Genomic DNA, 12,191 nt, shown 5'->3' on the forward strand with positions numbered 1-12,191 from the left:
TTAAACGCGTAAGATTGGCTTTTGCCAATCTTACTTTTTTTTAAAATTTAAAATTGCTTTACTTTTATTTTAGAAAGAATATAATACATTCGTATATGATAATTTAAGAAAGTTATGAGGAGAATAGAATGTTTTCTAAAAAGCTTAGGAGTATACCTCCGGCTGCTAAAATAGCAATCAGTTTTGCATTTGTAATATTTATAGGGTCTCTTTTACTAACATTGCCTATAAGCAATCTTGAAAGTTCAGAAACAACTTACTTTGATAATTTATTTACCACAGTATCGATGGTATGTGTAACAGGTCTCTTTATTTTGCCCGTTGCAACTTCGTATACCATTTTTGGTCAAATTATTTGCATCTTCCTTATGCAGATAGGCGGATTGGGTTTAATGACGATACTTGCAACCTTAATTACGAGAATGGGAAAGAAAATGCGGTATTCAAATACCATTGCAGTTAAAGAAGCCCTTAACCGAGAGGAATTAGGTGACTTTAAGACCTACTTAGGATCTATTCTTAAATACACATTTATAATCGAAGGAACCGGAATGTTGCTGTTAGCGATTAGATTTGTTCCCGAATTAGGGTTAGCGAGTGGGCTTTTTGTCTCACTATTTTTAGCAGTTTCTGGCTTTTGTAATGCAGGATTTGATAACTTAGGGGCTTATAGCCTTCAAGAATATGTTCATGATCCTTTAGTGAATTTAGTGATAACCTCATTGGTTATTCTAGGTGGTATTGGTTTTTCTGTATGGTTTGATGTTACTCAAAATATACAATCTGTTATAAAGAATAAATGTAGAAGTGGATGGAAACGTACATATCGGATGTTGAAAATCCATACTCGTTTAGCCATCAATATGACTATAGCTTTGATTGTCATTGGAACGCTTGTATTTCTAGTTGTTGAATGGAACAATCCAAATTCTATTGGGAATTTTACATTTGGAGAAAAAGTGTTGGCTTCTTTTTTCCAAACGGTCACGATGAGAACAGCAGGATTTGCTACATTAGATTATGAACTCATTGAACCTTTTTCTTTATTGTTTTTTGTGGGAACCATGTTCATTGGAGGTTCGCCAGGAGGAGCTGCTGGTGGGATCAAGACAACTACATTTGCATTAATAGCCTTATTGATTATTAGTGAAATTAAAGGACAAAAACATGTCAATTATGCGCATCATACCATTCCAATAGAAATTATTCGTCGAGCAATCGTTGTTGTTGCAACGTTTTCTTTGTTTTTAATGGCTGGTGTAAGTGTCTTAATGCTAGTAGAAGATCAGCCTTTCTTATTCTTGTTATTTGAAGCTGTATCTGCTCTAGCGACAGTGGGTGTTAGTGTGAATTTAACGCCAGAATTGTCACATATTAGTCATGTCGTATTAATGATCTTAATGTTTGTCGGCAGAATTGGACCTATTACTATACTATTGAGTCTGAGTAGAAAAAGTAAGCTTACAAAAGATCAATTATATGCTAAGACAACCATTTTAATTGGATAGGAGTACAAGAAAATGTCAGTAAAAACAATCGGTGTATTAGGCCTTGGAGTCTTCGGATCATCAATTGCGAAAGAATTAAATGAATTTGATTGTGACGTTATTGCGGTCGATAGAGATATGGATAATATTGAACGTGTCGAACCTTATGTAGCACAAGCTGTACAAGGGAATATCACGGATTTAAATTTTTTGCGTAGTATTGGTTTTGAAAATTGTGATGTAGCAGTTGTAGCAACAGGTACAAGCTTAGAAGCAAGTGTTTTAGCAGTTATGAATTGTAAAAAATTAGGCATCTCTTCTATTATTGCAAAAGCGAAAAACAAATCGTTTATGGAAGTACTTTATGAAATTGGAGCTACAAAAGTTATTCGCCCTGAAAAAGAAGCGGGAACTCGCGTAGCAAAAAATGTCTTAAGACGACACATTACGGATATCGTTGATTTAGATGAGGATTATGCAGTTATTGAATTTAGACCCCCGATTCGTTGGATCGGTAAAACATTCGATGAATTAGACTTACGACAAAAATATGAAATTAATATTATCGGAGTCAGAAAAACAGCTCAAAAACGAATGGATGTTTCATTTAGCCCAGACTATCGTATCGAAGAGGGAACGGTTCTTGTAGGAATAGCAGAGTCAGAAGTATTTGAACGTTACGATTATCTAAACAAATTGAAGTAACCTGAATTTTTAAATAGGATTGGGACACTCGTCTCAGTCCTATTTTTTTAAAACGAAAGTTATGTTAAAAAAGTACTAAATCTTTAGTTTAAAGGGAATCCAAACTACAAAAAAGAACAATTGCATGTTAAACTAGAGCTAATGATGAGATTTCTTGAAATAAGATGTTTGTTAAATCCATTAAAAAGTAGAGCAATAGGCTCCACTCATACGAAAGGGTATTAAATATTATGTTAATCGAAGAATTTAAGAAAGACTTCCCAAGTTTGATTATAAAAGAAAATGAGCCACTGTCACTTTACACCTACACTAAAACTGGTGGACCAGCAGATATTTTAGTTTTTCCAAAAACGACAGAAGAAGTTAATGATGTTGTTCAATGGGTAAAAAATGAAAAGTTACCCTTAACGGTTCTTGGCAATGCAAGCAATTTAATTGTTAAAGATGGCGGGATTCGTGGTGTTGTCATGATACTAACAGAAATGAAGCAGATCAAAATTGAAAAGAAAAAAATTATTGTCCAAAGTGGAGCTCGTTTAATTGATACCTCCTATGCAGCTTATGAAGCTGAATTAACAGGATTAGAATTTGCCTGTGGCATTCCTGGGAGTATTGGTGGAGCAGTCTATATGAATGCAGGAGCCTATGATGGCGAAGTGAGTGAAGTCATTGAATCTGTTACAGTATTGACTCGTGAGGGAGAATTAAAGACATTTAAGAATCAAGAGTTGGAATTTAGTTACCGTCACAGTCGTATCCAAGAAATACAAGATATTGTCTTAGAAGTTGTTTTTCAATTAAAAAAAGGGCAGTCAACAGATATAAAAGTTAGAATGGAAGAATTAACTTTTTTAAGAGAATCCAAACAGCCTTTGGAATATCCTTCATGTGGCAGTGTCTTTAAACGCCCGGCCGGTTATTTTACTGGTAAATTGATTCAAGAAGCTGGTTTGCAAGGGAAAATATGGGGTGGAGCACAAATTTCAATGAAGCATGCAGGTTTTATTGTGAACATCAATCAAGCAACTGCAACAGATTACATTGAACTGATCGACCACATTCAACAAGTTATCTTTGAGAAAAATAAGATTAAGCTTGTACCAGAAGTTCGGATTATTGGCGAAGAATTGTTAGTAGTAAGTCATTTCAAAGAAAAGAAAGCTTTATAATAGAGGATCATCAAAAAAAATCGTAATCCGTTTCTATGGATTGCGATTTTTTTATTGCATTTTATTTGAAAAAACTTATAATATAAAAGACTATAGTAAACATTAATCTTACTAACAGTAAACTTTAGTGAGTTGTAGTTTACTAGTGGTAAACAAGCGAACTCGAAGGAGATTTTTTATGGAAATTGGAAATCGAATTAAAAATTTAAGAATTCAAAAAAATCTAACACAAGAAGAGTTAGCAGAACGTACTAATTTGAGTAAAGGATATATTTCTCAAGTTGAAAGAGATTTAAGTGTACCTTCGATGGAAGTCTTTTTTGACATTTTAGAAGTTTTGGGATGCAGTCCAAAAGATTTCTTCGACGAAAAACAGGAAGAACAACGAGTGGTTTATACAAATGATGAGATGACTGTTTATGAAGATGATGAAAAAGGGTATGAGATAAAGTGGCTTGTACCTGAATCCAATGAAAATGAAATGGAACCTGTTTTTCTTAAATTTGCTGAAAAAGGTCAATTTAAAGAATTTAGTCCTTCATTATCCGAGACATTTGGCTATGTTTTAGAAGGCGAAATTTGTATTGAAATCGGATTAAAGAGGTATTTTGCTAAAAAAGGCGAATCGATTTATTTTCATGCTACTCAAAATCATCAACTGATGAATCAATTCAACGGTGAGAGTTTATTATTGTTAGTAGTGACAGATTCTTATCTTTAATAATTCCTTCCACTAAGGTTTTTGGAGCTATCTGGTAAAAAAGTTGAAATTCATTATAAGGGAGAAAAACAAATGACAAATAGTGCAATTATTACATTTGAGAATGTAAAAAAACAATACGATGATGATGAACCCGTTTTAAAAAATATCAATTTTGAAATTGAACAGGGAAAATTCTATACATTGCTTGGACCATCCGGATGTGGGAAAACAACCATTTTAAATTTGATTGCTGGTTTCACGGAGACATCAGAAGGTACGATCACATTGGATGGAAAAAAAGTAAATGATGTTCCTGCTAATAAACGTAAAGTAAATACAGTTTTTCAAGACTATGCCTTATTTCCACATATGAATGTTTTTGAAAATGTAGCTTTTGGCTTAAGAATCAAAAAATTAGATAAAAAAGTTATCAAAGATAAAGTAGAAAACGTATTGAAAATGGTTCAATTATCGGGCTATGAAGACCGTGCAATCAGTGAAATGTCTGGTGGACAACGTCAACGTGTAGCTATTGCACGTGCCCTAGTAAATGAACCAGAAGTTTTGTTATTAGATGAGCCTTTATCCGCACTTGATTTAAAATTGAGAACAGAAATGCAATATGAACTGCGTGAACTGCAACAACGTTTGGGTATCACATTTGTGTTTGTTACTCATGACCAAGAAGAAGCGTTAGCAATGAGTGATGAAATATTTGTTATGAAAAATGGCGAGATTATTCAAAGCGGCACTCCAGTAGATATTTACGATGAACCAATCAACCGGTATGTTGCAGATTTTATCGGAGAGAGCAATATTGTTAAAGGCACGATGGTCCAAGACTATGAGGTTTCTTTTGTCGGCCATACTTTTGAATGTGTAGATGCAGGGATGAAATCGAATGAAAAAGTTGAAATTGTTTTACGTCCAGAAGACTTAGCCTTAACAACAGTAGAAAAAGGGAAGTTAACGGTTAAAGTAGATACTCAATTGTTCCGTGGTGTACATTATGAAATTATCGGACATGACCGGGAAAACAATGAATGGATGGTACATTCGACTAAAAAAGCAGTCGTGGGAAATGAAGTAGGCTTGTATTTTGAACCGGAAGATATCCACGTTATGCGATTTAATGAAACAGAACAAGACTTTGATGCTCGTCTTGAAAGCTACGAAGAAGAATAGGAGGAGAACAATGACGAAAAAATCTAATGTGTTTTATTTTATACCGTACACTTTTTGGTTGCTCTTATTTGTTGTTGCTCCTTTACTCTTAATTGTGTATCAATCATTTTTTACTGTTGATGGACAATTTACTTTAGGGAATTATCAAACGTATTTTCAATCAGGTACATATCTTAGAATGACCTTAAACTCATTTTGGTATGCATTCCTCATTACATTATTTACTTTGCTAATAAGTTACCCAACTGCGTATTTTTTGAGTAAAACAAAGCACAAACAATTGTGGCTATTATTGATTATTTTACCAACTTGGATCAATTTGTTACTAAAAGCCTATGCGTTTATCGGAATTTTTAGTGCAAATGGTACAGTGAACGATTTTCTTTCTTTTGTCGGAATAGGAAGACAGCAGTTACTATTTACTGATTTTAGTTTCTTAGCGGTTGCAACGTATATCGAAATTCCATTTATGATTTTGCCTATATTCAATGCACTTGAAGAGATGAATCCTTCTTTTATTCGAGCAAGTCGTGACTTAGGCGCAAATAGTTTTGAAACGTTTAGAAGAGTAGTGTTTCCTTTAACGCTAAATGGTGTTAAAAGTGGCGTTCAAGCGGTTTTTATTCCTTCTTTATCCCTTTTCATGTTGACACGTTTAATCGGAGGGAATCGAGTGATCACTTTAGGAACAGCTATTGAGCAACACTTCTTAGTTACCCAAAACTGGGGTATGGGTTCGACGATTGGTGTTGTATTGATCATTGCAATGATCCTTATCATGCTCTTTACGGGAGAAAAGAAAAAGAAAGGGGCAGTTCGTAAATGAAAAAAAAGCGATTTAAATGGTCCAACCTCTACTTGATTTTTGCCTTTATCGTTTTATATGCACCGATTGCTTTCTTGATCTTTTACTCGTTTAATGATGGCGGAACAATGAATAGTTTTACAGGTTTTACACTAGATAATTATGTCTCAGTATTTGAAGATACACGATTGATCGGTATTGTTTTAGATACCCTTCTCATTGCGTTGCTGTCTTCATTATTAGCAACAACTATCGGAACATTTGGAGCAATTGGAATTTACTTTTTGAAAAAAAGGAAAACAAGAAATGCTGTACTAAGCTTCAATAATATTTTGTTGGTTTCTCCTGACGTGATTATAGGGGCAAGTTTTTTGATCTTGTTTACCTTTATCGGATTTCGTCTAGGGTTTATATCAGTATTGTTATCCCATGTTGCTTTTAGTATTCCGATTGTCGTGTTAATGGTTTTGCCAAAGTTGCAAGAAATGAATGATACGATGATTAAAGCAGCACGAGATTTAGGTGCAAATACTTGGCAAGTACTGACAAAAGTAGTTCTTCCCAGCATTACTCCGGGTATTTTAGCAGGTTATTTTATGGCGTTTACTTACTCGTTAGATGATTTTGCGGTAACCTTCTTTGTCACAGGAAATGGGTTCACAACCTTAGCTGTAGAGATTTACTCACGAGCTCGACAAGGAGTGAGCTTGGAAATCAATGCTCTAAGTGCTTTAATGTTTGTCTTTGCATTGATTCTAGTGATTGGTTATTACTTTATCCAACAGCACAATTTAACAAAAAAACAAAAGAACAAAAAAAGACAACATGCTGAGGCGGTGGGCATGCGATGAAAAAATTACTATTCATGGTTTTATCTATTCTTGTAGTTTGTGGGGGCTTGTACCTCGGTGCAGATCAACTCGAAAAGGCACAAGGAATTACAGGAGAAAATAGTTTGAATTTGTATAACTGGGGAGATTACATTGACCCAGAATTGATTACCAAATTTGAAGAGGAAACGGGCTATCGAGTAACCTATGAAACCTTCGATTCTAACGAAGCAATGTACACAAAAATAGAACAAGGTGGAACAAATTATGATTTAGCCGTTCCTAGTGAATACATGATTGAGAGAATGATCGATGAAAATTTATTGATTGAATTAGATCAGTCCAAAATTAAAGGACTCAATCATATTGATGCTCAATTCCTGGATCAACCCTTTGACCCAGATAATCAATACTCTATTCCTTATTTCTGGGGAACGTTAGGAATCATCTACAATGATAAATTTGTGGATGAAGATGCTATTCAACATTGGGATGACTTATGGAATCCAGATTTAAAAAATAAAGTCATGTTGATTGATGGAGCGCGTGAAATTATCGGTTTATCATTAGATAGTGAAGGACATTCTCTAAATTCAAAAGATGACGAACAACTAGCTGCTGCAGCTGAAAAATTAGGCAGTTTGACGCCTAACGTAAAAGCTATTGTTGCAGACGAAATCAAAATGTATATGATTCAAGAAGAAGCTTCAGTAGCCGTTACTTTTTCTGGTGAGGCATCTGAAATGTTATGGGAAAACGAAAATCTTCATTACGTCATTCCAAGTGAAGGCTCAAATTTATGGTTTGATAATTTTGTTATTCCAAAAACGGCTAAAAACTTTGATGCAGCTTATGCATTTATCAACTTTATGCTAGAACCAGAAAATGCAGCACAAAATGCCGAATACGTAGGCTACTCAACACCTAATAAAACAGCATTAGAACTCTTACCATCTGAAATAACAGATGATGAACAATTTTATCCAAATGAAGAAACTATGAAAAACCTAGAAGTCTACGAAGACTTAGGCTCCGAATACATCGGCATCTACAACGACTACTTCCTAGAATTCAAAATGCACAGAAAGTAAGGATGCGAAGTTCGACGTTTAGGCTTGAAAGAAAAACAAAGAATATCGTAGAGGATGTCTCATCCTCGCAGAGATTCTGTTTTTTCCGAGAGCCTGTCGAACGCAGCTCAACTAAACCAGGATGTGTAGCATACCGCTTAGACTTGACAGAAAAACAAGTAATTCTGTAAGGGATGTTTCATCCCTGCAAGAATTACGTTTTTTCCGAAAGTCTGGTATGCGCAACTCAACTAAAGGATGCGGAGAGACCCTGAAAGACACACAGTAAAAACAGGAAATCACAAAGAAGATGTTCCATCTTCGGCGTGATTTATCTTTTTTACAAAGTGTCAGGGTCTCGCAGCTCAACTAAAAGAATGCTGAACTTCCTTTTTAGATTCCGTAAAATATGAAGCAAACCCACTGAAGGCACAACCTCTTCAGTGGGTTTTACTGTTTAATGGATAAATAAAGCATGATTCTCGAAGATTTGTCCAATTTGAATCTAAAATTGAATGATTCATTAAAAAATAGTGACATCTTTTTTTATGCATTATTTTTAGTTGTTCATACTCTATAGAGTGGGCGTTATGCTATACTAATGTTGAATAAAAGTACGCATCAGGAGGGTCAAAAAGATGAATTTAAAGCAATTAGTTGGGGAAAAAGCAGCAGAATATGTAACAGAAGGTATGGTTGTTGGATTAGGAACTGGGTCAACGGCTTATTATATGGTTGAAGCTCTTGGAAAGCGCGTTAAAGAGGGACTAACGATTACTGGAGTAACAACTTCTACTCGTACAAAAGAACAAGCTGAACAGTTAGGTATTCCACTAAAAACAATTGATGAAGTTGAAAAAGTAGATGTAACGATTGATGGTGCTGACGAGATTGATGCTCATTATCAAGGGGTAAAAGGTGGAGGTGGAGCTCTTCTATTCGAAAAAATTGTTGCAGATTATTCAAAAAAAGTGATTTGGATTGTTGATGAAAGTAAAATGGTCGAAACATTGGGTGCATTTCCTTTACCAATAGAAGTATTACCTTATGGCAGTCAGCAATTGATGCGTATATTTGATGAAAAAGGATTCCAGCCGTCGATGAGAAAAAATGAGACTGACGAGAACTATTTAACAGATGGCGGACATTATATCATCGATTTACATATAGCTAAGATAGAAGATCCTCAGTCATTAGCTTTATGGTTAGACGGGTTAACAGGCGTTATGGAACATGGATTGTTTCTTGATCGTGTGAACACCATCATTGTAGGGCGTGAATCGGGTTTAGAAATTATTGAGGCACGCTAAAAATAAACGAATGATCCAGAAGATCACTATGGCTAAAAGATTGGCGAATGATGAGGAAATTGTTAGAATATATAAGTGATGAAAACGTTTTTTTGAAGATTGTGGTAAGATAAGTGAATCAATTTAAATAAAGGGGTATCAGCTAAATGAGAATGGTCGATTTGATTACAAAAAAACAACATGGAAATGCTTTAACTACTGAAGAGATCAATACCATGATCGAAGAATATACAGAAGGTAAAATTCCAGAGTACCAAATGAGTGCAATGTTGATGGCAATTTATTTTAAAGACATGGATGATCGCGAGAAAAGTGATCTAACGATGAGTATTGTTCATTCTGGCGAAGAAATTGACCTGTCAGCCATTAAAGGTGTAAAGGTAGACAAACACTCAACAGGTGGAGTAGGCGATACGACAACGCTTGTTTTAGCGCCTCTAGTAGCAAGTTTAGGTATTCCAATGGCTAAGATGAGCGGGCGCGGTCTTGGTCACACAGGTGGGACAATTGATAAATTAGAAGCCATTCCAGGGTTTAACGTAGAATTGACTCAAGAGAAATTTATTGAATTAGTAAATGAAAATAAAGTAGCTGTAATCGGGCAATCCGGTAACTTAACACCAGCAGATAAAAAATTGTATGCTCTAAGAGACGTAACAAGCACAGTTGAATCTATTCCATTGATTGCAAGTTCGATCATGAGTAAAAAAATAGCAGCCGGAGCAGATGCTATCGTATTAGATGTGAAAACAGGCGCTGGAGCCTTCATGAAGACAACAGATGATGCTAGATTGTTAGCTCACGCTATGGTTCAAATCGGAAACCGCGTTGGACGTAATACAATGGCCGTTATTTCTGATATGAGTCAACCACTAGGTTTTGCAATTGGGAATGCTTTAGAAGTTAAAGAAGCAATTGACGCTTTAAATGGTAAAGGACCTGCTGATTTAATGGACTTATGTTTGACGTTAGGCAGCCAAATGGTTCACTTGGCTGGCATAGGAAAAGATTTAGATGAAGCAAGATCTTTATTAGAAGAATCCATTAGCAATGGTAAAGCACTGGAAAAATTTAAAACATTTATTGCTTCTCAAGGCGGAGACACGAGCGTTATTGATAATCCAGAGTTATTGCCAAAATCAGATTACCAAATTGATGTTTTAGCAAATAGAGACGGATACGTTTCAGAAATTATAGCGGATGAGTTGGGAATTGCAGCAATGATGTTAGGTGCTGGACGAGCAACAAAAGAAAGCGAAATTGATTTAGCAGTGGGTATTGTCTTGCATAAAAAAGTAGGCGACGTTGTTAAAAAAGGTGAAGCGTTACTGACGATTCACACAAATCAAGAAGAAGTTCCAGATGTAGAACAAAAAATCTGGGAAGGGATCACAATAGCTGATTCAGCTACACCAATTCCTTTAATTCATGAAGTTATCTTAAATTAAAAAATGAAAAAAGAGTGTTGAGATTTTTCTCAACACTCTTTTTTCATTTTTTATGTGGATCCGAAAATAAATAGTAAAGAACATAAAGAATAATACCAAAAATACCAACGATTAAGATGACACCCATTAAAGCATGCAAGATAGCCCAAAAGCCTCCACTATAAACAGCATTTTTAAGTGCGGGTACAAAAAAGTACACTAAAAAATAAGCAATACTAACAAAGAAAGATCCAATGACTATTCTTTTTAACATGTATACTAACTCCTTTCATGCGTCATTCAATAGGTTTACATTATCAAAAGTGGGAAAGAGTTACAATCTAATTAAATTAATCCAATTTTTTCGTAGCGCTAATTAACGAGAAGTTCTACTAAAAAAACATGACAATGTGATATACTAGCTGTTACACGTTCGTTAGGAGGGATTGCAAAATGAAAAAACAAGATTGGATGGATGGATTAAAAGTGATTTATCCAGTCATGATCAGTTATGTGCCGTTGGGATTAGCCGGTGGTATGGTTTTATATGACGCAGGATTCAATGCGGTAACTATTTTAGCAATGAGTTTACTCGTTTTTGGAGGAGCAGCTCAATTTATGGCGGCTTCAATGGTAAGCATGGGAGCTTCAATTCCAGCAATTATTACAATGACATTCTTTTTAAATCTGCGACATTTATTAATGAGCTCCAGTATGTCTGGTTTTATCAAAAAAACGTCTCTACCATTTACTCTTTTTTTCAGTCACACTCTAGCGGATGAGTCATTTGCTATTAATTACAATCAATTTAAAAATCATGAATGGACTGCAAATAAAGCTTTATCAATCAATATCTTAAATTACCTTACATGGTCTTTCAGTACCTTTATTGGTGCAATTGTCGGAAGTGCTTGGGTTATTGATACAACAATTATAAACTATGTTTTAATCGCTATGTTTATCAGTCTACTGGTCAGTCAATTTGTATCTAAACTGTACGTTTTTGTGGGGTTAACAGCCGGAGTATTAGCTGTTGTTTTTACCATTCTTTTACAACATACGATTGCACTAGTGATTGCTGCAATCTTAGCCTCATTTATCGGCTATTTTGCTGATGAATACTTAACGAATAAAAAAGTAAGAATAGGAAATGAGGGGATAGATTATGACTAGTCAGCAACTGCAGCTGATCCTAGGTATGGCAATCGTTACCTATATCCCACGAGTATTGCCCATGCTTGTTTTAAGCAATCGTTCCGTACCGGATAAAATTTCAAAATGGATGTCGTTTATTCCTGTATCTATATTTGCAGCTTTAATATTTTCGGATATTTTCTTCTGGGAAGGCCAATTTAACGTTGATCCAATAAATAATATAAAACTAATCCCTTCTGTTATTGTCTTTTTCGTGGCCTATAAAACAAAAAGTCTTTTATGGTCTATGGTATTAGGAATCACTGCAATTACTTTAATGGTGTATATGGTTTGAAAAATGAAAGA

At 35.0% G+C, this 12,191-nt stretch carries 13 protein-coding genes; 12 read left to right on the forward strand and 1 reads right to left on the reverse strand.

Going from position 1 to position 12,191, the window contains the following annotated elements; genetic code table 11:
- Positions 1-128: 128 nt before the first annotated feature.
- The 10 genes from ABS916_RS06025 (at position 129) to ABS916_RS06070 (ending at position 10,712) form a co-directional block, all read left to right on the forward strand.
- Positions 129-1,508: a TrkH family potassium uptake protein gene (locus tag ABS916_RS06025; RefSeq protein WP_350451031.1), complete on the forward strand. Its 1,380-nt coding sequence runs from the start codon at positions 129-131 to the stop codon at positions 1,506-1,508.
- A gap of 12 nt (positions 1,509-1,520) precedes the next feature.
- The gene (locus ABS916_RS06030) at positions 1,521-2,192 is read left to right on the forward strand and encodes a potassium channel family protein (RefSeq protein ID WP_350451032.1); all 672 of its coding nucleotides are present in this window, start codon (positions 1,521-1,523) and stop codon (positions 2,190-2,192) included.
- A gap of 230 nt (positions 2,193-2,422) precedes the next feature.
- Positions 2,423-3,361: a UDP-N-acetylmuramate dehydrogenase gene (gene murB, locus ABS916_RS06035; RefSeq protein ID WP_350451033.1), complete on the forward strand. Its 939-nt coding sequence runs from the start codon at positions 2,423-2,425 to the stop codon at positions 3,359-3,361.
- 178 nt (positions 3,362-3,539) lie between these two features.
- Positions 3,540-4,082: a helix-turn-helix domain-containing protein gene (locus tag ABS916_RS06040; protein WP_350451034.1), complete on the forward strand. Its 543-nt coding sequence runs from the start codon at positions 3,540-3,542 to the stop codon at positions 4,080-4,082.
- Positions 4,083-4,154: 72 nt separating this feature from the next.
- Positions 4,155-5,249, forward strand: a complete 1,095-nt coding sequence (locus ABS916_RS06045; RefSeq protein ID WP_350451035.1) for an ABC transporter ATP-binding protein — start codon at positions 4,155-4,157, stop codon at positions 5,247-5,249.
- A gap of 10 nt (positions 5,250-5,259) precedes the next feature.
- A complete protein-coding gene (locus ABS916_RS06050) occupies positions 5,260-6,075 on the forward strand; it encodes an ABC transporter permease (RefSeq protein WP_089976234.1) in 816 nt (271 codons plus the stop codon).
- On the forward strand, positions 6,072-6,905 hold the full coding sequence (locus ABS916_RS06055) for an ABC transporter permease (RefSeq protein WP_350451036.1): 834 nt from the start codon (positions 6,072-6,074) through the stop codon (positions 6,903-6,905). Before ABS916_RS06050 ends, ABS916_RS06055 begins: the two co-directional genes overlap by 4 nt.
- A complete protein-coding gene (locus ABS916_RS06060; RefSeq protein ID WP_350451037.1) occupies positions 6,902-7,975 on the forward strand; it encodes an ABC transporter substrate-binding protein in 1,074 nt (357 codons plus the stop codon). Before ABS916_RS06055 ends, ABS916_RS06060 begins: the two co-directional genes overlap by 4 nt.
- Positions 7,976-8,592: 617 nt before the next feature.
- A complete protein-coding gene (rpiA, locus tag ABS916_RS06065; protein WP_350451038.1) occupies positions 8,593-9,264 on the forward strand; it encodes a ribose-5-phosphate isomerase RpiA in 672 nt (223 codons plus the stop codon).
- 146 nt (positions 9,265-9,410) lie between these two features.
- Positions 9,411-10,712, forward strand: coding sequence for a pyrimidine-nucleoside phosphorylase (locus ABS916_RS06070; protein WP_350451039.1), 1,302 nt, complete (start codon positions 9,411-9,413; stop codon positions 10,710-10,712).
- A 43-nt stretch (positions 10,713-10,755) separates the two neighbouring features.
- Here the strand turns inward: ABS916_RS06070 and ABS916_RS06075 are convergent, their stop codons facing one another.
- Complete coding sequence (locus ABS916_RS06075) at positions 10,756-10,965, reverse strand: hypothetical protein (RefSeq protein ID WP_035020107.1); 210 nt, start codon at positions 10,963-10,965, stop codon at positions 10,756-10,758.
- A gap of 179 nt (positions 10,966-11,144) precedes the next feature.
- Here ABS916_RS06075 and ABS916_RS06080 point away from each other — a divergent pair, with 179 nt between their 5' ends.
- Positions 11,145-11,864: an AzlC family ABC transporter permease gene (locus tag ABS916_RS06080; RefSeq protein ID WP_350451040.1), complete on the forward strand. Its 720-nt coding sequence runs from the start codon at positions 11,145-11,147 to the stop codon at positions 11,862-11,864.
- Positions 11,857-12,180 (forward strand): AzlD domain-containing protein, encoded by a 324-nt coding sequence (locus ABS916_RS06085; protein WP_350451041.1) that lies wholly within the window; start codon positions 11,857-11,859, stop codon positions 12,178-12,180. The genes ABS916_RS06080 and ABS916_RS06085 overlap by 8 nt, the downstream gene beginning before the upstream one ends.
- Positions 12,181-12,191: the final 11 nt, after the last annotated feature.

It is taken from the genome of Carnobacterium sp. (assembly GCF_040274945.1).
GTDB lineage: Bacteria > Bacillota > Bacilli > Lactobacillales > Carnobacteriaceae > Carnobacterium_B.

Excerpts from the sequence above, each read along its gene's own strand:
- ABS916_RS06025 (WP_350451031.1), top strand. The coding sequence starts at position 129 with ATGTTTTCTAAAAAGCTTAGGAGTATACCTCCGGCTGCTAAAATAGCA.
- ABS916_RS06030 (WP_350451032.1), top strand. The coding sequence starts at position 1,521 with ATGTCAGTAAAAACAATCGGTGTATTAGGCCTTGGAGTCTTCGGATCA.
- murB (WP_350451033.1), top strand. The coding sequence starts at position 2,423 with ATGTTAATCGAAGAATTTAAGAAAGACTTCCCAAGTTTGATTATAAAA.
- ABS916_RS06040 (WP_350451034.1), top strand. The coding sequence starts at position 3,540 with ATGGAAATTGGAAATCGAATTAAAAATTTAAGAATTCAAAAAAATCTA.
- ABS916_RS06045 (WP_350451035.1), top strand. The coding sequence starts at position 4,155 with ATGACAAATAGTGCAATTATTACATTTGAGAATGTAAAAAAACAATAC.
- ABS916_RS06050 (WP_089976234.1), top strand. The coding sequence starts at position 5,260 with ATGACGAAAAAATCTAATGTGTTTTATTTTATACCGTACACTTTTTGG.
- ABS916_RS06055 (WP_350451036.1), top strand. The coding sequence starts at position 6,072 with ATGAAAAAAAAGCGATTTAAATGGTCCAACCTCTACTTGATTTTTGCC.
- ABS916_RS06060 (WP_350451037.1), top strand. The coding sequence starts at position 6,902 with ATGAAAAAATTACTATTCATGGTTTTATCTATTCTTGTAGTTTGTGGG.
- rpiA (WP_350451038.1), top strand. The coding sequence starts at position 8,593 with ATGAATTTAAAGCAATTAGTTGGGGAAAAAGCAGCAGAATATGTAACA.
- ABS916_RS06070 (WP_350451039.1), top strand. The coding sequence starts at position 9,411 with ATGAGAATGGTCGATTTGATTACAAAAAAACAACATGGAAATGCTTTA.
- ABS916_RS06075 (WP_035020107.1), bottom strand. The coding sequence starts at position 10,965 with ATGTTAAAAAGAATAGTCATTGGATCTTTCTTTGTTAGTATTGCTTAT.
- ABS916_RS06080 (WP_350451040.1), top strand. The coding sequence starts at position 11,145 with ATGAAAAAACAAGATTGGATGGATGGATTAAAAGTGATTTATCCAGTC.
- ABS916_RS06085 (WP_350451041.1), top strand. The coding sequence starts at position 11,857 with ATGACTAGTCAGCAACTGCAGCTGATCCTAGGTATGGCAATCGTTACC.